Here is a 22,109-nt window from a genome sequence, read left to right on the forward strand (position 1 = left end):
ATCCACGCGGAGCCGGGCTCGGCGCGTCAGTGGTCCGCGGCGGTGCCTCTCGCCGGTGAGAGCGCACGTCGTTGCCCCGCGGTGAGTCCGCCCCACACGCCCTCGTACTCCCGGTTGCGCAGCGCCCAGACCCGGCATTCGTGCAGCACGGGACAGCGGCGGCAGATACGTCTGGCCTGCTCGATCTGCAGCAGGGACGCACCCTCTTCACTGACCGGAAAGAAGAGCTCGGGATCCTCGAATCGGCAGGCCGCCCAGTTTCGCCAGTTCATGGTGCCTCCACCTGGTCAGACCCGGCAGAAGTGAGCCCAAAATATACCGTTCCTATTTATTTATCCAGAGCTGCCATCCGCACATCCCGGAGGAAGTTCGCAGATCGCCGCCGGTAAGGTTTACCTCGCCCGGAAGCGGTCAGGCGGCTGGGATGCCGCCCCGCCCCGCCCCCGCCGTGACCCCCGCCGAACGTGTGATCACGCGCGAGGCAGCGCCCGCACCGCAGGCCGCACCCGCCCGCGCGACAGAGCGCGACGCCTTCTTCGACAACGCCAAGTACCTGGCGATCGTGCTGGTGGCGATGGGACACGCCTGGGAGCCGCTGCGCTCGGACAGCCGTACCGTCACCGCGCTCTACATGACCGTGTACGCCTTCCACATGCCGGCCTTCATCATCATCTCCGGCTTCTTCTCCCGCGGCTTCGACGCGAGCCCGGCGAAGATCAAGCGCCTCGTCACCGGGGTGGTCGTGCCGTACGTCGTCTTCGAGACGGCGTACACCCTCTTCACCAGGTGGAGCGACGGTGTCCCGGACCGTCCGATCAGCCTGCTCGATCCGCTGTACCTGACATGGTTCCTGGCCGCGCTGTTCATCTGGAGGCTGACCACACCGCTGTGGCGGAGCGTGCGCCATCCGCTGCCGCTCGCACTCGCCCTCGCGATGCTGGTGACACTCTCGCCGTCGATCGGGCGCGACCTCGACCTGCAGCGCACCGTGCAGTTCCTGCCCTACTTCGTGCTGGGTCTGTGTCTGCGGCCGGAGCACTTCCGGCTGGTGCGCCGCCGTGAGGCGCGGACGCTGGCGGTCTTTGTCTTCGCGGGCGCGCTGGCCGTGGCGTACTGGGCGGCGCCGCGGATGGACTACGCCTGGTTCTTCCACCGTGACAGCGCCGCCGAGCTGGGGGTGCCCGCCTGGTACGGGCCCGTCATGACGCTGGCCGTGTTCGGCTGCTCGCTGACGCTGGTCGCCTGCTTCCTCGCCTGGGTGCCCGGCCGGCGCACATGGTTCACGTCGCTGGGCGCGGGCACGCTCTACGGCTATCTGCTGCACGGCTTCGTGATCCAGGCCGCGAACCACTGGAACTGGTCCCGGTTCGGCTGGGCCCGTGAGCCGCTCGGCGAGATCGCCGCCACCCTCACCGCCGGCCTGGTGGTGACCGTGCTGTGCTCCGCTCCGGTACGGCGGGTCTTCCGCCCGGCGCTGGAACCGAGGCTGGAACGGTTGTTCCGGCGGGAGGTACCGGAAGGATCTCGCGGTCGGGACGGCGTCAATGCCGGAAGGACGGGTACCTGCGGGGACACGGCCACAGCAGGGAGGCATACGTGAGCGAATCATCGCTGAGGGCGGTGGGCTGGGCCCGTTCGCTACCGTTGAACAGCAGTGTCAAGACGGCGCGGGACTGGGCACGCGACCATCTCGCCTCACTGGGCTGGACCGACTCCGCGCCCGACACCGTGGACGACGTCCTGCTGGCCATCTCGGAACTGGTCACCAACGCCCATGTGCACGCGCACAGCGCCGCCCATCTCGTACTGACGTGGGACAGCCGCTGTCTGCACGTGACCGTCCACGACTCCTCCCCCAGCCTGCCCGCCCCCCGTCCGCCCGACGCCGAGCGCACGGGCGGACGGGGCATGCTCCTCGTGGACGCGCTGGCCGAGACCTGGCAGGCCCGGCCCTGCCCCGACGGGAAGATCGTGCACGCCTGCTTCCGGCCGCCCGCCTCCGTCCACCACTCCTAGGGGGCTGTCCGGCGGATCACCAGGTGTGGGCCACGTCCACCACCAGGCGGTCCGCCACCCGCAGTACCCGGAAGGGCAGTCGCGCGCGCACTCCGAGGCCGACCTGTGTGACGCCCTCGAAGCTGGAGCCGAACTTCGTGTCCCGGAAGGTGCGGTAGCCCGTCAGGTCGACGCCGGGCAGCGCCTTGCCGGGGCGGCCGGAGTAGGTCGGCCGGCCGGTCTCCGGGTCGTACGCGGGGGCGCCCACCCGGATGTCGAGGATGGCGCCGCCGGCGACCGGGATCCGCATGCCGGAGGGGTCCTGGCGGAAGACGTCGACGTACTCGACGGAGTAGGCCAGCGGCTGGGTGCCCGCACCGACGTCGAAGACCATGCGGTCGTAGCAGTCGTGCCGCCCGGTCCGGATGCCGGTGAGGGTGTGCGGTGCCGTCGACGCGTCGGTCCCGCGCTTCGGCAGGCTGCCCCAGCCCGTCGGGCACGTGGTCGCGGCCGCTGCGGCGGTCCGACCCCCGACGGCGGACGCCGTCGGGGCCGCCAGGCCCAGTGATCCCACTGCCACCAGCACGGCCGCCGCGGCAGTCGTCCATCGTCCCTTGCGCATGTTGTCCCCCTTGGGGTGGCGGTGTCCCGCTTATGTCACCCTTATGACGTCCGGCACAGCCGATTGGTTGTGCCGCTGCCGAATCGTGATATTCCCGACGGGTCGGTCACCGCCGGGGGCCGCGCACGGACCATGCGCTGCCAATACCCGCCAGGTGCAGGGCCAGCACGGTGAGGCCGAGGAGCATGACGTTGACCGAGGTGAACGTGTCGTTGGTCGAGATGTCGGCCGCGTTGATCAGGAAGGCGATGAAGAACAGGACCGCCGAGACAATGGCGAGCACGATGTCCGTCCCTTCGGAGGGGTGAAGTCGGATGTGTTCGGATGTGTGAAGTCATCGGAAGTGCGTGCAGTCCGAATGCCCGCAACTCGCCCGCACACACGGCCGTCACGCGACGACGACACCGCCCACGCACCGTTCACCCCGCCTTCACCCAGGAGGTCCGGACTGACCGGGAGCCGCCGCGGCACGTCAGTCGGACAAGTGCCGTACCAGCTCTCGCGCGACGGCCTGCGCGGCCGGTGCCGTCCAGCGTCTGCGGTGCCTGGCCAGCAGGACCGGGACATCGGTGAACCGCGGTCCGCGGACCCGCGTCAATCGCCCCTCGCGCAAGGGCTCTTCCACCGTCGTCAGCGGCAGCAGGGTCACTCCCAGTCCGGCGGCGACGCACGAGCGAGCCGCGTCCACACTGCCGAACCGGGTCAGCCGCGGCGCTGCGCCGGGCACGGCGAGCAGCTTCTGTTCCAGCTCGTCGCTGTAGGAACAGCCCTGTTCGAGCAGGAAGTAGCTCTCCGCCGCCAGGTCCGCCCAGGTCGCCGGCCGGGCACGCGCGGCGAGCGGGTGGTGGGGAGCGCAGACGAGGGCGAGCGGCTCGCGGGCGACCCGCTCGGCCGTCACGTCGGGGAAGTCGGCTTCCGTTTCCAACAGCAGCGCCAGGTCCAGCCGTCCGGACCGCAGCCCTTCGACGCACTCGGCGGTGCCGGCCGCGTGCAATTCCACGTCCACCTCGGGATGGGTGCCGCGCAGGGCGGCGATCACGCCGGGCAGCCTGGTGGAGCACAGCGACTCGGGGGTGCCCACCGTCACCTGCCCCCGCACGCCGCCCTCGCTGTCGCACTGGGCTCTCAAGCGGGCCACGGCGTCCAGGACGTCCTCGGCCGCCTCCAGCAGTCGCCGGCCGGACTCGGTGGGCAGCGTGCCGGTGGGCAGGCGGTCGAAGAGCCGGGTGCCCAGGTCCCGTTCGAGGGTGCGGATGTGGACGGTGACCGTGGACTGGGCGAGGTGCAGTTCGGCCGCGGCGGCGGTGAAACTGCCCGTACGCGCGAGGGTGAGGAAGGTGTGCAGCAGGCGGGTGTCCACGCCCCCATGTTATGCGCATCGCCGATGGGGATTATCGAAATCAATCGTTGGCGTCGATGGGGTGAGTCATGGGAACGTGAAGCCATGACCACCGAGACTCTGCGCTACACGGCCTTCACCCACGACCCCCGCGGCGGCAACCCTGCCGGGGTGGTGCTCGACGCCTCCGGGCTCGACGACGCGGCGATGCTCGCGATCGCCGCCGAGGTCGGCTACAGCGAGACGGCCTTCGTCACCGAAGGCGACGAAGCGGCGCGCCGGTTCCGGGTCCGCTACTTCAGCCCGCTCGCCGAGGTGGCCTTCTGCGGTCACGCGACCGTCGCCCTGGCGGTCGCCCTCGCCGAGCGGCTCGGCCCGGGCGACGTCGTCCTCGACACGCCGGCGGGCGAGATCCCGGTGGCCACCACGAGGGGCGAGGACGGCACCGTACGGGCCACGCTCACCAGCGTCGCGACCCGTTCCCGGCCCGCCACGGACGCCGAACTGGAGGCGGCGCTGAAGACCCTGGGCTGGGCTCCCGGCGACCTCGACCCGGCGCTGCCGCCGCATGTGGCGTTCGGCGGCAACGACCACCTGGTGCTGGCCGCCGCCTCCCGGGAGCGTCTGGCCGACCTGGACTACGACTTCGACGGCCTCGCCGAGGTGATGCGCCGTCATGGATGGACGACCGTGCACCTGGTGTGGCGCGAGTCCCCCGAGCGCTTCCACGCCAGGGACCCGTTCCCCGTCGGCGGTGTGGTGGAGGATCCGGCGACGGGAGCGGCGGCTGCGGCCTTCGGCGGATATCTGCGCGAACTGGGCCTGGTCGGCGGCCCGGCCACGATCGCCATCCGCCAGGGCGAGGACATGGGACGTCCCAGCGACCTGCTGATCGACGTGACCCCGCGGGACGCCCGCACCCGGGTCTCGGGACAGGCCGTGCCGATCACCGAATAGCCGTCCGGGCGGCCGATTTCGTACCGTGGCTCAGGTACGGCTTGCGGGGCACGTGGGAACGTATGATCAAATCTACCGATGCGTACCCCCCACCGCATACAGACGCATCTTCCCCTGCGCCGCAATCCGTACGACGAACTCGCTGCCCTCGCGGACGATCCGCTGGACGACTTCGTCACCGAGCGGGACCGGCCGGACCCGCAGGGCCCCGACCCGGAGGAGCCCTGGAGCCCTCCCAACCACCGGCGCGGCAGCCGCCGCCGCAACCGCGCCACCGGCCTGCCCACCCTGTTCAAGTTCGCCGTGTGGGTGCTGACCCTCGCCTGTCTCGTCACCCTCGCCGACCGCTGGGCGGTCCTGTACGCCGAGCACAAGGCTTCGGACCGGCTCAAGGACCAGCTGGGCCTGGCCGCCGCGCCCGAGGTACGGATCGGCGGCTTCCCGTTCCTGACCCAACTCGCCACACGGCGGCTGGACTCGGTCAGCGTCACCGTCCCGGACGTCGAAGCCCAGCGGGTCACCCTCAAGCGGGTCACGGCCACCGCGCACGACGTGAGCATCAACGGCGACGGGCCCACCTCGGTGCGCGGCGCACTCGTCCCCCGCATGCGCGGACAGGTCCTGCTGTCCTTCGCCGACATGAACCGTGAACTCGGCGCCTCCCAGGTGGCCTTCTCCGCGCACGGCCCCGGCCGCGTCCTCGCCCACGGCACGCTCCGCGTGGCGGGCCGCGACCTGCGCCTGCGGGCCGACGCCCGGATCCGCCGCGAGGGGACTCACGGCATCGCGACGGCCGTGGACGGCATCCGGCTGGACATCGGCGACCTCGCCACGTACCGGCCGGGCAACGCGCCCTCGGAGGGCCTCCATCTGACCCGCGCCTCGGCGCGCCGCCTCACCCGGGAAGCGGCGAAGATCAAGGCCTTCCTCGCCGTTCCGCAGCTCGTCCACCGCCTCGGCGTCCCCGACGCCGCCGTGGACGCCGCGCTGCGCGACGACGACAAACTGAACCGGCTGACCGGCACGCCGCGCTTCCTGCACGGCCTGACGCGCGTGAACCTGGTGGACGTGGCCCTCGCCCACCCGTGGCTGCTGGAGCGGCTGGGCCTCGACCCGGCCCTGTTCACCGCCCTGACCAAGCTCACCCGCCCGCAGATCGCCGACCGTTTCTCCTTCTCCGTACGGCTGCCGGAGCCACCCGCGGGCGACATACGCCTGCTGGGCGTGGCGGTGCGCAAGGACGGCATCCACGCGGACGTCGCGGGGAAGGGGCTGCTCCTCGGCCACTGAACGCGCCGAAACGCCCCGACCTCCTGACCCGCCGGAGGGGCCCTAGTCGAAGAGTCCCTTGACCACCCGTGCCGCGGCCTCGCTCTCGGCCGCGGGCGGCGACAGCTCGCTCAGGGTGTCGAGGTCGGTGTCTTCCCGCAGCTCCGTCTCCCAGTCCTCGGCGAGTCTCTCCTGCTCCTCGCGCGGACGCTGTCGGACACGTTCCCGGTCGTGCGGGCTCAGGGCGGCCAAGAATCGCTCGACGGTATCGATCGGCATCCTGTTCTCCTTGGTGGGGGAACCCGAACCACAGCCGATGGTCGCACGCTCCACGTGGCGGGGCATGTGCGTCCCACCGTCACACGGCCGACCGGGCGAGGAGCGCGGCGCGGAAGTCCGCCGCCGTCCGCGGATCGGAGAGGGAGCGGCCGGTCAGCTCCTCGATGCGGCGGAGCCGGTAGCGGACGGTGTTGGGGTGGACGAAGAGACGGTGAGCGGTGCCGGCGGCGGAGCCGGCCGCGGCGAACCAGTGCTCCAGCGTCTCCAGCAGCCGGGCGCGCTCCGGGGCGGGAAGGTCCAGCACAGGCCCCAGAGCGACCGTCAGCAGGTGAGCCGCTTCCGCCGGAGCGGCGGTGACCAGCATGGCGAAGGGATCGTCGTCGAACCGCGCGACCCCCGGCCCGGTGCCCGGGAGGCCGGCCAGGGCCAGCCGGGCGAAGCGCAGGGCCTGTGGTGTGTCGCGCAGCGAGTGGAAACAGGGGCTGATGCCCACGCGGGCGTGCGCGCGGCGCAGGATGCGCACAGCGGTGTGCTCGGCTTCGGGCGTGGCCAGGGCGACCAGGCCGATCTGCTGGTCGGGCAGCAACCGCCAGGCGGACGGAAGGCGGGCCTGGCGCAGCGCCGCCTCGGTTCCGGCCAGGGGTTCCGTGCCGGGTTTCGCGGATTCGGCGGCGACGACCGCGTACGGTCCGCGCTCGGGCATGCCCAGCTCGCGGGCGGCCTCCCGCAGGGTGGTGCGGTCGGCGATGGCGCCGGTGAGGAGCGCTTCCACCAGCGCCGAGCGCCGGGCCTCGCGTTGCAGGGTCAGTTCGGCGGCGGTCTCCCGGTGGGCCTCCGCCACCGCCTCGGCGTAGCGCCCGAACAGCGCCCAGAGGTCGGCGGACCGGGCCACCAACTCGGCGTCCGAGACCTCCGGGTGGGCGCGTGCCTCCTGGAGGATCTCCGACCACAGGAACTCGAAGCCGATCCGGTAGGCGTGCAGGGTGTCGGCGAGCGGCATGCCGTGCTCGGCGCGGATGCGGCCGGTCTCCCGGGCCGGTCCGGGGTCCGGGGCGTCGGCGGGGTGAAAGTGCCTGAGCACGAGGTCGGCGTTGGCGGTGCACGAGCGGCGCAGCGAATCGAAGGGGATGAGCGTCTCGTCCTGGTAGGCCTCGACGTCCGAGCGGATGCGCTCGGCGAGCCGCTCGCCGAGTTCCGGAAGCCGGGCGTGGATCGCCGCGGCCACCCCCGAGAAGTCCATTCCCGCAGTTTAGCGCCGTACTTTTGTTCCCCGGAACAACCAGGGAACGGGGACGCTGTCGTCCCTCCCATAGGTCGTCGGCGTCGGCGGCAGCACGATGTCGTCCACGTGAACGGCGTATTTCGACGGTGACATGCGTGGAGGCGGGTCATGCCCAATCTGGCGGAGTTCCTGGTACGGACGGCGGCACGGCAGCCGGAGCGGCCCGCGTTGCGGCTGGGCACGCAGGTCACCACCTACGCCGAGCTGGACGAGCGCAGCGCCCGCGCCGCCGCGCTGCTGCGCGCCGAGGGCGTGCGGCCGGGCGACCGGGTGGCCCTGATGCTGCCGAACGTCCCCGAGTTCGTCGTGCTGTACTACGGCGCGCTGCGTGCCGGGGCGATCGTGGTGCCGATGAACCCGCTGCTGAAGACCCGGGAGACCGAGTACCACCTCAGGGACTCCGGGGCGGTGCTGCTGCTCGAATGGCACCAGGCCCCCGGCGAGGGCGCTCTCGGGGCCGCCGCCGCCGGAGTGCGGCACATCCCGGTCGAGCCCTCCTCCTTCGCCGGGCTGCTGGCCGGACACGAGCCGCTGGCCGGGGTGACGGACACGGCCGGTGACGACGTGGCCGTGCTGCTCTACACCTCGGGCACCACGGGACGGCCCAAGGGTGCCGCGCTCACCCATGCCGGGCTGCGGCACAACACCGAGGTCAACACCGTCAATGTGCAGCGCATGACGTCCGAGGACGTGGTGGTGGGCTGTCTGCCGCTGTTCCACATATTCGGCCAGGTCTGCACCATGAGCGTGACCGTCCACAGCGGCGCCTCGCTCACCCTGATCCCGCGCTTCGACCCGCAGACCGTCCTGGAGGCCATCGCCCGGGACCGGGCCACGGTGTTCGAGGGGGTGCCGACGATGTACGCGGCGCTGCTGCAGCATCCCGGGGAGGCGGACGTGTCGACCCTGCGGACGTGCGTCTCCGGGGGTGCCTCGCTGCCCGTGGAGGTGCTGCACGGTTTCGAGCGGCGCTTCGGCTGCATGGTGCTGGAGGGCTTCGGCATGTCCGAGACGAGCCCGGTGGTCTCCTTCAACCACCCCGACCGGCCGCGCAAGCCGGGGTCCGTCGGCACCCCGATCCGCGATGTGGAGGTCCGGCTGCTGGACCAGGCGGGCAAGGACGTGGCCCGGGGCGAGATCGGCGAACTGGCCGTGCGCGGGCCGAACCTGATGAAGGGGTACTGGAACCTGCCCGAGGAGACCGCGGCCGCCATTCCCGACGGCTGGCTGCGCAGCGGCGACCTCGCCCGGCAGGACGAGGACGGCTACCTGTACATCGTGGACCGCAAGAAGGACATGATCATCCGCGGTGGCTACAACGTCTACCCCCGCGAGATCGAGGAGGTGCTGCACGAGCACCCGGCCGTCGCGCTGGCGGCCGTGGTGGGTGTGCCGCACGAGCGGCTCGGCGAGGAGATCGCGGCCGCTGTGGTGCTGCGGCCCACGGCCCGGGCCACTCCCGAGGAGCTTCAGCGGTTCGTCCAGGACCGGGTGGCGGCGTACAAGTATCCGCGCGCCGTGTGGCTCGTGGACACCCTGCCGACCGGGCCGAGCGGGAAGATCCTCAAGCGGGAGATCAGCGCGCCGGCGGGTTAGTACGGCGGTTGGTACGGCGGCCTCGCAGGCGAGGCCGCCGCGTTCCGCGTCACGGACCGGCGGTGGGCCGGTGCCGCTCAGGTGCGGTAGGCGTAGTAGAACGAGTTCGGGTTGGACGCCACGATGCTGGGCAGCGACCGCCGGTAGGTGTCCAGGGAGTGGTAGGTGAGGTACGGGACGCCGGTGGAACCCCGGTAGGTGGTCATCAGGGAGTGGTCCTTCTCCCCGTCCCGGTTGAAGTCCATCTGCAGGACGTCGCCCTTGTCCATCTGGTACGCGTACTTCAGCGCGGTCGTCCGCTTGGCGGTCTGGGCGAACCAGGACCACTCGTTGACGCCCACCCAGGTGTCGGACTGGTCCCTGGAGCCGTACCACCAGGTGCCGTAGGACTTGCCGGAGCTGTTGATCTTCTTCCAGCCGCCCGCCTTCAGGGACTGGCTCAGGAAGTTGGTGCAGTCGCCGCCGCCCCGGGACCGGGCGAAGTTCCGGTAGGACGGGTTGTAGTTCTTCCAGTACTTCTCGGCGTACTTGGCCATCGCCTTGTAGTCGTACGTGCGGCCGGTGAGCTTCTTGGGCTTGGCCGGGGCGGGGTAGGCGGTGGACGCACGGGGAGCGTCGATGACGGCGCCCGGCCGTACCGTCGCCGAAGTGGCGGCCGGGACGGGCTCGTTGACGGGGCGGGGCCCGCTGTCCGTCAGCCGGATGCCCGACAACTGCCAGGTGCCGTCCGGCCGCGCGGTGAAGGTGAGGTCGTGGTGCGCCGTGAAGCCCGTGGTCGGCGGCTCGTCACCTCGGATCCTCTTGTACGTCAGTACGGTGGTCTCCGTGACGGAGACCGTCGCCTTCCGCCCCCGTATCCGGGTCTCGTCGACCGTCACCCGGGAGTCGGCGGCGGTGTAGGCCTCGTCCAGCGCGGCGAGGCGGGAGCGGGTGCCGTGCACGGCGGCCAGGGCCGAGTTCTCCGTGCGGGCCAGGCCCGCGGTCAGGCTCACCCCGCCCACGGACTTCACCGCCGTGCGCACCGTCCGGCTCTGGTCCAGCAGGGCGTTCGTACGGCCGGTGAACACGGCGTCGGCGACGCGGCCGAAGGCGTCGGCGGTCGCCCGGTTCACGGCGGGTGCCGGTGCGGCGGCGTGCGCGGCCGACAGGGGCAGCAACGCGGTGGAAACGGCCACCGCCACCGCGGCCGGACAGCCGCGGCGCAGCATTCTTGATCTCACTGGGATTCTCCTCGCCCGGGTTGGTCGGACACCGGGCGAGGGCATCTTTACATGTCCTCCTCAACCTTCGCGAACACCCCACCCGAGCAGGTCGGTTGGCGAGCGCCGTGCACCGAGGGCCGGGGTGTCGAGGTTGCCGGACAGGCCCTAATGAGGGCGGCGGCCGGCGACCGCGCCGCCGGGGTCGTCGGGCAGGGCGATCCGGGCGGTGATGCGCTTGCCGACCGGCTCGCGCTGCACCTCGAAGCCCTGGGCGACGGCCATGACGATCTCCAGCCCGTGCTGGCCGACCCGGCCCGGGTCGGCGGCCCGCGCCACCGGCAGGACCGGGTCGCTGTCCCACACCATCACTTCCACCGTCGCCCCGGCGATGCGCAGCTCCATCAGCACCGGGCCGGGAGCGTATTTACGGGCGTTGGTGACCAGCTCGCTGACCACCAGCTGGGTCAGGTCCATGGCCCGGTCGGACACCGGCAGCCCGTACACCGCCTGGACACGGATGAGGAAGTCGGCCGCACGGTGCCGGGCCTCGGCGATGCAGTTGCCGTCGCCGTCCAGAGCGATGATGTCCTGTATCAGGTCGGCACCTCTCACGGCCTCACCGCCAGGCGCCGAGTCCACTGGGTCCATGTACATTCCCCCGTCCACGCGCGTGCGTCTACCCGGAAGAGAACGTCATATGCCTCGCGTCGCCGGAGAGGGCTGGACGGGTGTATGTCCTCGTAGCATCGGGGCAGGCTACTGACGCAGTTCTGGCCCTTGTCGATATATCAGCGCGCAGGTTGGTGAGAAGACGGTGACAGACACCCGGAAAGCAGCACGGTCCGGCCAACTGGTGATCGGCCACTCGACCGTCGACGGCATCCGCGTCGTCACCCTCCAGGGCCAGATCGACCACACCGTCCGCGACCACCTGGGTCAGGCCCTGCTGCCGCCCGGCGACGCCGCGCGGCCGCGTACGGTGATCGATCTCAGTGGCGTGACCTTCATGGACTCCAGCGGCATCAACACCCTCATCACCGCCCATCAGGCCACCGAGGACGCCGACGGCTGGCTGCGTCTGGCCGGGCCGCGGGACGCCGTCGTACGGGTCATGCAACTGGTGGGCATCGACGCCCTCATCCCCTGCTACGCCACCCTGCGGCAGGCACTGGAGAATTGAGCCCGGCGCCCAGGTGGGGCGGGCCGGTACTGTACCGGGAGTACCGACCAGGGAAGGACGAACAGCGTGATCATCTTCGGGACCAGGGGATACCTGTACCAGCTCGCGATACTGACGCTGGTGTGCGGGCATTGCGGCAATCCCTCCGCGCACACGCTTCGGAAGCGCGTCACCAAGTTCACGCTGTTCTTCGTGCCGTTGTTCCCGATCTCGACGAAGTACACCACCCAGTGCACCTTCTGCGGTGCGGAGCAGAAGGTGACCAAGGAGCAGGCGGAGCAGCTGCAGGCACAGGCCGCGAGCGGTCAGGGCGGCCAGACCTACGGCCAGCCGCAGCAGCAGCCGTACCAGTCCTGAGGCGCGAGTCCTTCGCCATGATGATCTATCTGTTGTGGCACGTCGGACACCAGAACGAAGCCGGTGACGGCGGTACGACCCTGCACGTCGATGGCGAGACCGTGCACATCGATGAGCAGGACGGCGACGACGCCAAGCTGCTCGGGGTCTACTCCACCCGCGACAAGGCCGAGGGGCGCCTGCGCCGGGCGCGGCTACTGCCGGGTTTCGCCGACGAGCCCGAGTGCTTCGTCATCGAGGAGCACACGCTCGACGAGGACGCGTGGACCGAGGGTTTCGTGCGTGTGCTCGCCGGTGACTGAGAGCGCCCCGGCCCGGAGGTCCGGACCGGGGTGGCAGGGCGCGACCGCGGGTGTCACATGGCGGGTCCGGTCCGCGACCGCTGCTTCGTACCGGCGGCGGCGCCGGCGGCCAGGGCCAGCAGGAGGCCGATGACACCGACGATGACGTTGTTCACGATCGTCCTGGTGGTGCTGACGTCACCCGCGACGACCCACGGCGCGATGATCGTCCACGCGCCCAGGGCGCAGGAGGCCCACGCCATGCTGTGCGTGCGCTCGTAGGCGCGGCCGAAGCCACCGCTCATCAGCAGTGCGTAGGAGATGCCGACGATCAGGTTGTTGACCGCCAGCGTGGACAGGTTGCTGAACCCCGCGATCCACGGGGAGGCCGCCAGGTACACGCCGGTGAGAAGGGCCATGGCCTCGACGGCCTGTGCCCTGGGAGTGCTGGCAGCGCGCTCCGCCATCTCGTGACGGTTGCGCATGGCGATGATGTCGGGATGGGTCTCCATCGCCGATCCGGGAGAGGTTGTCACTCCCATCACCTCCGGGAATCTCCGGCTCGGTGTCTGGCCACCCACGGGTACCCCTGCCTCCCGGAGGTCGAACCATCCGGATGTGCCGTCCTCGCTGGGGAGGCCGGCACGTCCGGATGGCCGCTTCGCCGCCTGGCTCAGAAGACGCCCTTGTACCCGCCCCAGCCGGTGGAGATCTTCGTGCGGCCGCCGAAGGAGCCCTTGCCGTCGCCGTTGTTGCGCCACAGGGTGCCGGATGTGTCACGGGAGACCAGGTCGGCCTTGCCGTCGCCGGTGATGTCACCGACGCCGACCACGAGGTTGTAGGACGAGCCCCAGTCGTCGAAGACCTTCACGCGGGCCTTGAAGGTGCCCGACGCGGTGCCGTTGTAGCGCCACAGTTCGTTGGACTTGTCCTGGGCGAGCAGATCGCCGTAGCCGTCGCCGTTGAGGTCGCCGACGCCGACGATCTTCTTGTAGCCCCTCCAGTCGGCGTACAGCTTCACCCGCGACGACAGCTTCCCGGCGCTGGTCGCCTTGTACAGGTAGACCGTGCCCGTCGATGTGTTCCGGGCGATCAGGTCCGCCCGTCCGTCCCCGGTGACGTCACCCGGCGAGGTCAGCACGTCGTACTGGTCGAAGCCGGTGCCCAGCGAGGTGTACGCGGTCGAGGTGGTCACGGCCTTGCCGCAGCCGGGGCGGTACGCGCGCAGGGTGCCGCTGCTGAAGCGCACCAGTACGTCGTTGCAGCGGTCGCCGTTCAGGTCGCCGAACGGGACGGCCTTGACGGAGGTCGCCCAGCCGGACGCGGAGACCTTGCCCGAGAAGCCGCCCGCGCGGTCGCCCTTCTGGATGGTGAGGCTGCCGGAGGAGTTGAGGGTCAGCAGGTCACCGATGCCGTCGGAGCCGGCGTGGTCGCGCCGGACGGCCGCGGCACCGGTCACGTCGACGGTGCCGGTGGTGGACAGCGAGGCGCCGGCGCCGTCGGCCGGGACGGCGGTGAGGGTCCAGGTGTACGAGCCGTTCGGCACCAGAGTGCCGTCCGCCTGGCTTCTGCCGTCCCAGGAGACCCGCACGGTGCTGCGGGTCTCGCCGCCCTTCCAGGTGCGCAGCACGGCGCCGGTGGTGTTGCTCTTGAGGGTGACCTGCCAGGAGGCGGCGGGCTTGGACAGCCACCACCGCCCCTCCCACCGTGCCGCGCCGCCGCCGGCCGCGAAGGACGACGGGGCCGTGGAGTCGGGCGCGGCGAGCCTGGACGACTGGTCGATGCCGTTCTGGGCGCTGACGACGTGGACGGTGCTGTCCGCGTCCAGGTAGGCGATCTTGTTGGAACGGCGGTCGACCGTCCAGGTGACGCCCCGGGTGTCGTCGGCCGTCGTGGCCGCGACGCCGGTGATGTCCCGGATGGGGTAGTTGACGTCGTTGATGACCTCCCTCAGCCGGATCGACCGCGTGGCGGGGTCGTAGTAGCCGTAGAAGTTGTCGCCGAGGAGCACGTCACCGACGGGGGCGGTGTACGTCTGCCCCACGCCCGTGGCGAGGTTCTTGATCCCGGCCTTGTTCTGGGCGGTGCAGCTCCAGTAGAGCAGCGTGCCGTTGGTGCGCAGGTCGTCGGGGACGCAGCCGGAGCCGACGTCGACGGTGCGCAGGGTCTTGCCGGTGCGCAGGCTGGTCGCGGTGACCGTGCCGGCGGTGGACGGGGTCCACAGGGTGGCGTAGTCGAGGGCGCTCGCCTGCGCCGGCAGTTCGCGCACGACGGTGCCGGAGGTGATGTCCACGACGTACCGCTTGCCGGTGCCGCTCGCGCTCGCGTACAGCACGTACTGCGGGGAGACGTCGAGGATCCGGCCGTCGGCGGCCGGCAGCGGCACGTCGCCGTCCGGGGCGTCGGCGGTGGTGAGGACGTCCTTGCCGTTGCCGGGGTCGGTGGTCAGCTGGGCGAGGCCTTCGTCGCCGCCGTCGGCGAAACGGCCCGCGCCGGTGGTGGCGGAGGTGGCGGTGGGGGTCAGGGAGCCCCCGGTGGCGGGGCTCAGTCCGAGGCCGATGTCCTGGCCGTGGAGCGTACGCGTGTCATGGACGGAGTTGAGGAGGCGTACGGTGCCCCGGTCCAGGCTCAGCGCGCCGACCGCGCCGTCGTAGTGGACCGGCGGCACCGTGTGCAGCGTCCCGGCGGAGACCGCGCCGTTGCCGTCCTGGCTGAGCCGGTGGACGGCACGCGAGCCGCCGGCGGTGGCCCGTCCGACCGCGGTCACCGACTCCCCGGTCTGGGCGGCCCACTCCAGGTCGGCCAGGGCCACGCCCGGCTCCCCGCTCAGCGACTGCGTGTGCAGCGGGCCGCCGGAGCCCTCGTACCACAGCAGGTTGTCGCCCACCACGAACGAGGTGACCTCGCTGTCCGGGGACTGCGTCGCCACGGTCCGGACACCGGGGGCGCCGCCCGCGCTGGCGCGTGCCCTGATCCGTATCCCGTCCCCGCCCTCCCGGGAGAACCACGACACCCACTTGTCGGTCAGCCGGAAGCTGCTCGCCTCGCCGGTCACCTGGAGCGGCGTGACACCGCCCGAGACGCCGTCGACGATCCCGTAGGCGGCCTGGCCGTCCTTCTGGTACCGGACGATGAAGTAGCGGTTGTCACTCGCGAGGATCTCCGGTTCGGCTTCCGCCGTGGCGCCCGCGGGCAGTTGCACCTGGGTGTCGTACATACCGCCCGTGCTGTCGGGCCGGACGACCCTCATCTCGTGGGAGTCGTCCTGGAGTTGGTGCGACACCAGCACGAAGCCGCCGCTCAGCCGCGGGTGTTCGTAACCGCTCGGCACCGTGAAGGTGCTCGTGGTGTTGTCGGTCAGCCGCACCCAGACGAACGTGGTGTCGCCGTCGTCGTCGGTGGTGCGGTAGGCGACCCGGCTGTAGTCGTCGTACATGGGGACGATGGACTCCGCCGGTACACCGCCCAGCGCCGTCACGGCCTTCCCGGTCTCGCTCCACACATAGCCGTCGGTGCCCTCCTCCTGGTAGAGCACGCCGTTGAGGGTGCTCGCCAGCACCTTGACCTCACGGTCGGCACTGGCGTCGGGCGCCGGTATCGCGACATCGGCGGCGGTGGCGTACGCGGGCGCGGACAGCGACACCGCCATACCCGTGGTGAGAGCGAGAGCGGTGGCGACGGCGCTCCCCACGCGCGTCGCCCGATGGTGCCCTTGAGGCACGGTTCCCCCTGAGATGGGTGTACAGAATCCCTTAGTCGTACGCGTGTCGCAGCCGTTAGCGTCGATTCACGCGTCGGCGTACCACCAGGACGGCGCCCGTGCCCACGACGACCGCCGCGGCCGCCGCGCCCGCCACGGGCAGAGTGGAACCGGAGCCGGTGCTCGCCAGGCCGCCCCCGGTGGAAGAGGAGCCCGACGATCCGGTGGTCGAGGAACCGGCCGTCGACGAACCGCCCCCGGTGGAGGAGCCGCCCGTGGAGCCGGAGCCGCCGGTGGACGCGGTGGCGGAAGCGGAGGGGGAAGCCGTCGCGCCGCCGTTCCCGCCGCCCGTCGACCCACCGCCCGTCGACCCGCCACCGGCGACGTCGAGTTCGATGGCGGCCGTGTCGTTCGCCTTGACGGTGTCGAACGGCCGGGGCTCTCCCGCGAGCGCCACGGAGCCCTTGGCCCCCGCCACCTTCTTGGCGATCTTCAGCTTGAAGCTGTAGGTCATCCCATCGCCCTCGTCGAGCCAGGACTGGTAGGTGCCGCAGTCGTAGCTCCCGGACCCCACGCTCTTGCAGGCGCCACCGGCCTTGGCCACCGTCGTACCGGCCGGCATCTTGATCTGCACCTTCGTCGCCGGGACGCCGAGGTCCCTCAGCACCCACCCCGGACCGGCGTTGGTCAGCTTCACGTCCATGGCGACCGTGTCCCCCACCCGGCCCTTCAGCCGTGCTCCCGTCACCTGGAAGTCGGCCGTGTTCGCCGCGGTGACGGGCACCGTCGCCCCGTCCCAGTCGGGGCGTTCGGCGCTGCCCGGCGCGGCCGGGGTGTCCTGGGGCCGCTCGACCAGCTTCACGGCGGGACCGGTTCCGCGGACGGGTTCGTCGGCGCCGTCACCGGGGGCGGCGTCGTAATTGGCGACCGTCACCCGGAGCCGGTCGTACAGGGCATGGTCGAGGACCTTCAGCGTCAGGGACTTCTCGGGCGCGTAGACGACGCCGGGCTTCACCGTCTGGTCGAACTCGCAGACCACGTCGGAGTAGCTCGGTGCCTCGTCGAAGGAGGAGATCTCGTAGCGCAGGCAGTTGGAGGGCACTTCGGTGTGGCTCAGCCCGCGCGTGACGGAGTACGCCATCCAGACCTTGCCGAGCGCCTCGGTCCCGGTGTTCGTGAAGGTGGCCGGCACCTGGAGGTCGCTGCCCGGCTTCACGCCGTCGAACGCGGCGATCTTTCCCAGGACCAGGCCGGGCTTCGCGTCGTCGGCTGCGGCGGGCGCGGCACCCAGCGCGACCAGGGCGACGGCGCCGAGCGCGCCGGCGGTCTGTCGGAGTGAACGGAGGCCGGAAGCGGTGGGGAACATGGATCCTCTGAGTGAATCGGCGGCTACGAACGGTCGAACGAGGCGGGAACGCGAGTTCCCGCACAGGAGACCATTACCGGGACCGGAGGGTTGTATGTGACGACGGATCAGTTCCATGCGGCCAGGGTTGACAGGTAGGCGCTCAAGTTCTCTTCGTGTTATGAGGCAACTCGGGCTCGAAACCCCAGGTCGCGCGGGTTGCGGAGATGGCGGGAGAATGGAGGCACCCACAGGCGGCGGGTGGAGGGAGTACGCGGATGGCGCGCTCGGTCGGCATCGACCTCGGTACGACGAACTCGGTGGTCGCGGTCCTCGAGGGCGGCGAGCCCACCGTCATCACCAACACGGAAGGCGCGCGGACCACCCCGTCGGTCGTGGCCTTCGCCAAGAACGGCGAGGTGCTGGTCGGCGAGGTCGCGAAGCGGCAGGCCGTGACGAACGTCGAGCGCACCGCGCGCTCCGTCAAGCGGCACATGGGCGACCACGGCTGGCGGTTCCCCGATCAGGGCGACATCGACGGCAAGCGGTACACCGCCCAGGAAGTCTCCGCGCGCGTGCTGCAGAAGCTGAAGCGGGACGCGGAGGCGTACCTCGGCGAGGACGTCGCCGACGCCGTGATCACCGTCCCCGCCTACTTCGACGACGCGCAGCGGCAGGCGACCAAGGAGGCGGGCGAGATCGCCGGCCTGAACGTCCTGCGGATCGTCAACGAGCCGACGGCCGCGGCGCTGGCGTACGGGCTGGACAAGGAGAACGACCAGACCGTGCTCGTCTTCGACCTCGGCGGCGGCACCTTCGACGTCTCCCTGCTGGAGATGGGCGAGGGCGTCATCGAGGTGAAGGCCACCAACGGCGACACGCATCTCGGCGGCGACGACTGGGACCAGCGGATCGTCGACCATCTGGTCCAGCAGTTCAAGAACAACTACGGCGTGGACCTGAGCAGGGACAAGATGGCCGTGCAGCGGCTGCGGGAGGCCGCCGAGAAGGCCAAGATCGAGCTGTCCAGCTCGTCGGAGACCACGATCAACCTGCCGTACGTCACGGCCTCCGCCGAGGGCCCGCTGCACCTGGAGGAGAAGCTCACCCGCGCCCAGTTCCAGCAGCTCACGAGCGGGCTGCTCGACCGCTGCAAGGGGCCGTTCCACAACGCGATCAAGGACGCCGGGATCAAGCTGTCGGACATCGACCATGTGGTCCTGGTCGGCGGCTCGACGCGTATGCCCGCCGTGACGGAGCTGGTCAGGGAGCTGACCGGCAAGGACCCGCACAAGGGCGTCAACCCGGACGAGGTCGTGGCCGTGGGCGCGTCCCTGCAGGCCGGTGTGCTCAAGGGCGAGGTCAAGGACGTCCTGCTGCTCGACGTCACCCCGCTGTCCCTGGGCATCGAGACCAAGGGCGGCATCATGACCAGGCTCATCGAGCGGAACACGACCATCCCGACCCGGCGTTCGGAGATCTTCACCACCGCCGAGGACAACCAGCCGTCGGTGACCATCCAGGTCTACCAGGGCGAGCGGGAGATCGCCGCGTACAACAAGAAGCTCGGCATGTTCGAGCTGACCGGCCTCGCGCCCGCCCCGCGCGGGGTGCCGCAGATCGAGGTCGCCTTCGACATCGACGCCAACGGGATCATGCACGTGTCCGCGAAGGACCTCGGCACGGGCAAGGAGCAGCGGATGACGGTGACCGGCGGCTCGGCCCTGCCGCGGGACGACATCGACCAGATGGTCCGCGAGGCCGAGCAGCACGCCCAGGAGGACCGCGAGCGGCGCGAGGCGGCCGAGACGCGGAACCAGGCGGAACAGCTCGTGTACCAGACCGAGAAGCTGCTCAGGGAGAACCCGGAGAACGTGCCGGGCGAGGTGAGAAGCGAGGTGGAGGCCGCGCTCGCCGACCTGAAGGAGAAGCTGAAGGGCGAGGACACGACGGCGATCCGGCAGGCCCTGGACCGTGCCGCGCAGGCCGCGCAGAAGATCGGCACGGCACTGTACGAGCGGGCGGCCGCCGGGCAGGCGGCACAGGGGGCCGGGGCGTCCGGAGCGTCCGGGGCCACCGGAACCCCCGGGCCGTCCGAGCCGGACGAAGACGTGGTGGACGCCGAGATCGTCGACGACGACCGGGACCGCAGGGACCACAAGGACGACAAGGACGACAGGGCGGGCTGACGATGGACCTGAGCCGGCCGCGGAGTGCCGAGGAACTGGAGCGCCTGCTGCAGGAGCGCACCGCGGACCTGCAGCGGGTCAAGGCCGAGTACGACAACTACCGCAAACGGGTACGGCGCGACCGTCTGGCCGTGCGCGAGATCGCGGCGGCCAACGTGCTCGCCGCCCTGCTGCCCGCGCTGGACGCCGTGGACCGCGCCCGCACGCACGAACCGATGACACCGGGACTGAAGGACATCGCCGACACACTGGAGAGCCAGGCCGGCGCCCTGGGGCTGGTGGCGTTCGGGGAGGTGGGCGACGAGTTCGACCCGACCCGCCACGAGGCCCTCACCCACCATGTCTCCCAGGACGCCGACCGGCTGGTCTGCACGGCGGTCCTCCGCCCCGGCTACCGCCTCGGCGACCAGCTGCTGCGCCCGGCCCACGTGGAGGTCACCGGACCGCCCCCGGCACCGCGAAACCGACCGGTGCGGCCCTCCCGGCTCCGGCCGGCGCAGGAGAACGGCGAGCTCGTGGAGCACTCCGCCCGCCCCACCCGCACGTGCCGGCCGGCCTGGCCCGCGTCACCGCATCGCTGACGCCGGTCGCAGGAGACCCGGCTCCCGCGCCGGCGTCACGAGGGTGTGAGCGGGAGGTCGTCCGTGTAGGCGTTGACGGGCTGGGGGACGCGCTGGACGCGGTGTGCGTCGAGGGCCGCGGGCGCGGATCGGGTGCCGAGCGTGCCCCGGGGGTGCCAGGTTCCGGTGACGGACACCCAGGTGTTGGCGGGCGGGGCGGGAGTCCCGTACACCCGCACCTTGACCGACTGGGAGTCCGCCGCGCAGCAGGTGAAGATGATCCGGGTCAGATACCAGCCGCCGCCCGGCCCGGCCGGGGTGACGAAGCCGGTCATGCGGATGTCACGGCCCCTGATGCCCTGCTCGCGGTCCTGCTGTACCCGGGCGGTGAAGTCCGTGAGGGTCAGGGACACGGGGGAGCTGCCGGGCAGCGGCTCGAACCGCTTCGCCTCCGTCACGGCCTTGTCGTTCGCCCGCGCCGCCGTGTACGCGCCCAGGGCGGGAGGCGCGTGGAAGAGCAGGCTGAGGGCGGGGAGGAAGAGCAGCCAGGCGATCCGGGGCGTGGCTGAGTGGTCGTGGCCGTGCGCGTGCCCGTCGTCCCCGGTGTGTTCGCGGACCGCCGCGCCCGCCAGTCCCAGCAGCAGGAGCAGGACACCGGAGGCGATCAGCGGGGGGCGCAGGCCCTCCTTGACGTAGCGCAGGTAGAGGTCGGTGAAGAGGGCCGCGTGCAGCAGGCCGAGGCCGGTCAGGACGAGCAGGAGTGCCCCCACGGTGCGCTTCACAGCAGTGCGCCTCCGATCAGGACGCTCGCGGCGACGGCCACCAGCGCCGTCGCCGTGGAGAAGCGGAGCGCGAAGGCTCTGCCGAAGGTACCGATCTGGAGGGCGATCAGCTTCAGGTCGACCATCGGCCCGACGACCAGGAAGGCCAGCCGGGCGGTCGGCGAGAACCCGCTGAGCGAGGCGGCGACGAAGGCGTCGGCCTCCGAGCAGACCGCCAGCAGCACGGCGAGCGCGGCCAGGAACAGCACCGACAGCCAGGGCGAGCCGGTGAAGGCGTCGAGGACGGAACGCGGCACCGCGACGTTGAAGGTGGCGGCGGCCATGGCGCCGAGGACGAGGTAGCCGCCCGCGTGCAGGAAGTCGTGCTGGACACCGAGGCGGAACTCCCGCCATCGGCTGTGGCCCGGGTGGTGGCCGGTGTGCCGGACGGTGGGCCGCAGCCATTCCTCGCGCCCCAGCCAGAGCCACAGCCAGCCCATCACGGCGGCGGTGGCGAGCGAGGCGAGCAGCCGGGCCACGACCATGGCGGGGTTGCCGGGGAAGGCGACCGCGGTGGCCGTCAGCACGATCGGGTTGATCGCGGGCGCCGAGAGGAGGAAGGCGAAGGCGGCGGCCGGGGTGACACCACGCCGGATCAGGCTGTTCGCGACCGGTACGGAGGCGCACTCGCAGCCCGGCAGGACGGCCCCGGCGGCACCGGCCACCGGGACGGCGAGCGCGGGACGCCTGGGCAGCACCTTGGTGAACAGGTCGGCCGGCACGAAGGCGTTGATCGCCCCGGACAGGGCCGTACCGAGGAGGAGGAAGGGCAGCGCCTGGACGGTGATGGCCAGGCAGACCGTACGCCAGGCCGCCACGGCCGGGTGGTTCAGCCACTGGAGGCCGGTGAGCGCCAGGACCGCCGCGAGGCCGGCGGCGCTCACGACGCCGACGGTGTACGCCCGCGGGAGCGTGACTCGGCGCGCCGGGGCGGCGGTCGGCGGGGCCGGTACCTCGCCTCTCACATCAACCAGTTCATCCGTTTTATGCATTTTTACTCCGGATGTCGGATGTTCTGGCGAAGATAAGCCAGCGCCCCGGCCCACGCCGGACGCACACGCCGCCGCACACGAATGGCCGCCTCGCACGCCCCACGGACTGAGCGCCGTGAGCGGGGAGCAGCGCGGGGAGGACG

23 protein-coding genes are annotated in these 22,109 nt (G+C 71.2%); 10 read left to right on the plus strand and 13 right to left on the minus strand.

The window, feature by feature from the left end; genetic code table 11:
- Positions 1-26: 26 nt before the first annotated feature.
- Complete coding sequence (locus ACZ7L0_RS36465) at positions 27-272, minus strand: WhiB family transcriptional regulator (protein WP_471246859.1); 246 nt, start codon at positions 270-272, stop codon at positions 27-29.
- A 152-nt stretch (positions 273-424) separates the two neighbouring features.
- Between ACZ7L0_RS36465 and ACZ7L0_RS36470 the strand changes: the two genes are divergently transcribed.
- Entirely contained in the window at positions 425-1,600 is a 1,176-nt protein-coding gene (locus ACZ7L0_RS36470) for an acyltransferase family protein (RefSeq protein ID WP_471246860.1), read from the plus strand.
- The gene (locus ACZ7L0_RS36475; RefSeq protein ID WP_471246861.1) at positions 1,597-2,016 is read left to right on the plus strand and encodes an ATP-binding protein; all 420 of its coding nucleotides are present in this window, start codon (positions 1,597-1,599) and stop codon (positions 2,014-2,016) included. The genes ACZ7L0_RS36470 and ACZ7L0_RS36475 overlap by 4 nt, the downstream gene beginning before the upstream one ends.
- 16 nt (positions 2,017-2,032) lie before the next feature.
- Here the strand turns inward: ACZ7L0_RS36475 and ACZ7L0_RS36480 are convergent, their stop codons facing one another.
- The 3 genes from ACZ7L0_RS36480 to ACZ7L0_RS36490 form a co-directional block, all read right to left on the minus strand.
- Entirely contained in the window at positions 2,033-2,617 is a 585-nt protein-coding gene (locus tag ACZ7L0_RS36480; protein ID WP_471246862.1) for an AMIN-like domain-containing (lipo)protein, read from the minus strand.
- Positions 2,618-2,723: 106 nt separating this feature from the next.
- Positions 2,724-2,900 (minus strand): hypothetical protein, encoded by a 177-nt coding sequence (locus tag ACZ7L0_RS36485; protein ID WP_471246863.1) that lies wholly within the window; start codon positions 2,898-2,900, stop codon positions 2,724-2,726.
- Between the two features lie 189 nt (positions 2,901-3,089).
- The gene (locus ACZ7L0_RS36490; RefSeq protein ID WP_471246864.1) at positions 3,090-3,977 is read right to left on the minus strand and encodes a LysR family transcriptional regulator; all 888 of its coding nucleotides are present in this window, start codon (positions 3,975-3,977) and stop codon (positions 3,090-3,092) included.
- A gap of 84 nt (positions 3,978-4,061) precedes the next feature.
- On the opposite strand from ACZ7L0_RS36490, the gene ACZ7L0_RS36495 reads away from it, so the two are divergent.
- Positions 4,062-4,913 (plus strand): PhzF family phenazine biosynthesis isomerase, encoded by an 852-nt coding sequence (locus ACZ7L0_RS36495; RefSeq protein WP_471246865.1) that lies wholly within the window; start codon positions 4,062-4,064, stop codon positions 4,911-4,913.
- 78 nt (positions 4,914-4,991) lie between these two features.
- Complete coding sequence (locus ACZ7L0_RS36500; RefSeq protein WP_471246866.1) at positions 4,992-6,203, plus strand: LmeA family phospholipid-binding protein; 1,212 nt, start codon at positions 4,992-4,994, stop codon at positions 6,201-6,203.
- A 42-nt stretch (positions 6,204-6,245) separates the two neighbouring features.
- Here the strand turns inward: ACZ7L0_RS36500 and ACZ7L0_RS36505 are convergent, their stop codons facing one another.
- Both ACZ7L0_RS36505 and ACZ7L0_RS36510 read right to left on the minus strand, forming a co-directional pair.
- Positions 6,246-6,461 carry a hypothetical protein gene (locus ACZ7L0_RS36505; protein ID WP_471246867.1) on the minus strand — a complete coding sequence of 72 codons (216 nt, stop codon included), beginning with the start codon at positions 6,459-6,461 and terminating at the stop codon, positions 6,246-6,248.
- 79 nt (positions 6,462-6,540) lie between these two features.
- Positions 6,541-7,701: a PucR family transcriptional regulator gene (locus tag ACZ7L0_RS36510; protein ID WP_471246868.1), complete on the minus strand. Its 1,161-nt coding sequence runs from the start codon at positions 7,699-7,701 to the stop codon at positions 6,541-6,543.
- Positions 7,702-7,851: 150 nt separating this feature from the next.
- On the opposite strand from ACZ7L0_RS36510, the gene ACZ7L0_RS36515 reads away from it, so the two are divergent.
- The gene (locus ACZ7L0_RS36515; RefSeq protein ID WP_471246869.1) at positions 7,852-9,339 is read left to right on the plus strand and encodes a long-chain-fatty-acid--CoA ligase; all 1,488 of its coding nucleotides are present in this window, start codon (positions 7,852-7,854) and stop codon (positions 9,337-9,339) included.
- Between the two features lie 77 nt (positions 9,340-9,416).
- Here the strand turns inward: ACZ7L0_RS36515 and ACZ7L0_RS36520 are convergent, their stop codons facing one another.
- Positions 9,417-10,547 carry an amidase domain-containing protein gene (locus tag ACZ7L0_RS36520; RefSeq protein ID WP_471246961.1) on the minus strand — a complete coding sequence of 377 codons (1,131 nt, stop codon included), beginning with the start codon at positions 10,545-10,547 and terminating at the stop codon, positions 9,417-9,419.
- 159 nt (positions 10,548-10,706) lie between these two features.
- Positions 10,707-11,189 (minus strand): ATP-binding protein, encoded by a 483-nt coding sequence (locus tag ACZ7L0_RS36525; RefSeq protein WP_471246870.1) that lies wholly within the window; start codon positions 11,187-11,189, stop codon positions 10,707-10,709.
- Between the two features lie 166 nt (positions 11,190-11,355).
- On the opposite strand from ACZ7L0_RS36525, the gene ACZ7L0_RS36530 reads away from it, so the two are divergent.
- The 3 genes from ACZ7L0_RS36530 to ACZ7L0_RS36540 all read left to right on the plus strand — a co-directional run bounded on the left by ACZ7L0_RS36530 (position 11,356) and on the right by ACZ7L0_RS36540 (position 12,380).
- Complete coding sequence (locus ACZ7L0_RS36530; protein WP_471246871.1) at positions 11,356-11,721, plus strand: STAS domain-containing protein; 366 nt, start codon at positions 11,356-11,358, stop codon at positions 11,719-11,721.
- A 66-nt stretch (positions 11,722-11,787) separates the two neighbouring features.
- Positions 11,788-12,078, plus strand: a complete 291-nt coding sequence (locus tag ACZ7L0_RS36535) for a zinc-ribbon domain-containing protein (RefSeq protein ID WP_471246872.1) — start codon at positions 11,788-11,790, stop codon at positions 12,076-12,078.
- Positions 12,079-12,095: 17 nt separating this feature from the next.
- Positions 12,096-12,380 (plus strand): DUF7336 domain-containing protein, encoded by a 285-nt coding sequence (locus ACZ7L0_RS36540; RefSeq protein WP_471246873.1) that lies wholly within the window; start codon positions 12,096-12,098, stop codon positions 12,378-12,380.
- A gap of 53 nt (positions 12,381-12,433) precedes the next feature.
- Here ACZ7L0_RS36540 and ACZ7L0_RS36545 read toward each other — a convergent pair whose 3' ends face one another.
- The 3 genes from ACZ7L0_RS36545 to ACZ7L0_RS36555 form a co-directional block, all read right to left on the minus strand.
- Positions 12,434-12,871, minus strand: a complete 438-nt coding sequence (locus ACZ7L0_RS36545; RefSeq protein ID WP_471246962.1) for an SPW repeat protein — start codon at positions 12,869-12,871, stop codon at positions 12,434-12,436.
- A gap of 161 nt (positions 12,872-13,032) precedes the next feature.
- Positions 13,033-16,050: an FG-GAP-like repeat-containing protein gene (locus ACZ7L0_RS36550; RefSeq protein WP_471246874.1), complete on the minus strand. Its 3,018-nt coding sequence runs from the start codon at positions 16,048-16,050 to the stop codon at positions 13,033-13,035.
- An 85-nt stretch (positions 16,051-16,135) separates the two neighbouring features.
- Positions 16,136-17,425 carry a hypothetical protein gene (locus ACZ7L0_RS36555; RefSeq protein ID WP_471246875.1) on the minus strand — a complete coding sequence of 430 codons (1,290 nt, stop codon included), beginning with the start codon at positions 17,423-17,425 and terminating at the stop codon, positions 16,136-16,138.
- A gap of 257 nt (positions 17,426-17,682) precedes the next feature.
- Between ACZ7L0_RS36555 and dnaK the strand changes: the two genes are divergently transcribed.
- Complete coding sequence (gene dnaK, locus ACZ7L0_RS36560; RefSeq protein WP_471246876.1) at positions 17,683-19,593, plus strand: molecular chaperone DnaK; 1,911 nt, start codon at positions 17,683-17,685, stop codon at positions 19,591-19,593.
- A 2-nt stretch (positions 19,594-19,595) separates the two neighbouring features.
- Positions 19,596-20,174 (plus strand): nucleotide exchange factor GrpE, encoded by a 579-nt coding sequence (gene grpE, locus ACZ7L0_RS36565; RefSeq protein WP_471246877.1) that lies wholly within the window; start codon positions 19,596-19,598, stop codon positions 20,172-20,174.
- A gap of 35 nt (positions 20,175-20,209) precedes the next feature.
- On the opposite strand, the gene ACZ7L0_RS36570 is transcribed toward grpE, so the two are convergent.
- Together ACZ7L0_RS36570 and ACZ7L0_RS36575 are read right to left on the minus strand one after the other, a co-directional pair.
- Entirely contained in the window at positions 20,210-20,935 is a 726-nt protein-coding gene (locus tag ACZ7L0_RS36570; protein WP_471246878.1) for a TIGR03943 family putative permease subunit, read from the minus strand.
- Positions 20,932-21,966, minus strand: coding sequence for a permease (locus ACZ7L0_RS36575; protein ID WP_471246879.1), 1,035 nt, complete (start codon positions 21,964-21,966; stop codon positions 20,932-20,934). The genes ACZ7L0_RS36570 and ACZ7L0_RS36575 overlap by 4 nt, the downstream gene beginning before the upstream one ends.
- Between the last annotated feature and the right edge of the window lie 143 nt (positions 21,967-22,109).

This window comes from Streptomyces sp. NPDC039424, assembly GCF_055639495.1.

Bases quoted from the DNA above. Each gene is read 5' to 3' on its own strand.
- ACZ7L0_RS36470 (WP_471246860.1), top strand. From the start codon at position 425: ATGCCGCCCCGCCCCGCCCCCGCCGTGACCCCCGCCGAACGTGTGATC.
- ACZ7L0_RS36480 (WP_471246862.1), bottom strand. From the start codon at position 2,617: ATGCGCAAGGGACGATGGACGACTGCCGCGGCGGCCGTGCTGGTGGCA.
- ACZ7L0_RS36540 (WP_471246873.1), top strand. From the start codon at position 12,096: ATGATGATCTATCTGTTGTGGCACGTCGGACACCAGAACGAAGCCGGT.
- ACZ7L0_RS36575 (WP_471246879.1), bottom strand. From the start codon at position 21,966: ATGCATAAAACGGATGAACTGGTTGATGTGAGAGGCGAGGTACCGGCC.
- ACZ7L0_RS36555 (WP_471246875.1), bottom strand. From the start codon at position 17,425: ATGTTCCCCACCGCTTCCGGCCTCCGTTCACTCCGACAGACCGCCGGC.
- ACZ7L0_RS36465 (WP_471246859.1), bottom strand. From the start codon at position 272: ATGAACTGGCGAAACTGGGCGGCCTGCCGATTCGAGGATCCCGAGCTC.
- ACZ7L0_RS36515 (WP_471246869.1), top strand. From the start codon at position 7,852: ATGCCCAATCTGGCGGAGTTCCTGGTACGGACGGCGGCACGGCAGCCG.
- ACZ7L0_RS36495 (WP_471246865.1), top strand. From the start codon at position 4,062: ATGACCACCGAGACTCTGCGCTACACGGCCTTCACCCACGACCCCCGC.
- dnaK (WP_471246876.1), top strand. From the start codon at position 17,683: ATGGCGCGCTCGGTCGGCATCGACCTCGGTACGACGAACTCGGTGGTC.
- grpE (WP_471246877.1), top strand. From the start codon at position 19,596: ATGGACCTGAGCCGGCCGCGGAGTGCCGAGGAACTGGAGCGCCTGCTG.
- ACZ7L0_RS36505 (WP_471246867.1), bottom strand. From the start codon at position 6,461: ATGCCGATCGATACCGTCGAGCGATTCTTGGCCGCCCTGAGCCCGCAC.
- ACZ7L0_RS36520 (WP_471246961.1), bottom strand. From the start codon at position 10,547: ATGCTGCGCCGCGGCTGTCCGGCCGCGGTGGCGGTGGCCGTTTCCACC.
- ACZ7L0_RS36500 (WP_471246866.1), top strand. From the start codon at position 4,992: ATGCGTACCCCCCACCGCATACAGACGCATCTTCCCCTGCGCCGCAAT.
- ACZ7L0_RS36510 (WP_471246868.1), bottom strand. From the start codon at position 7,701: ATGGACTTCTCGGGGGTGGCCGCGGCGATCCACGCCCGGCTTCCGGAA.
- ACZ7L0_RS36545 (WP_471246962.1), bottom strand. From the start codon at position 12,871: ATGGAGACCCATCCCGACATCATCGCCATGCGCAACCGTCACGAGATG.
- ACZ7L0_RS36525 (WP_471246870.1), bottom strand. From the start codon at position 11,189: ATGGACCCAGTGGACTCGGCGCCTGGCGGTGAGGCCGTGAGAGGTGCC.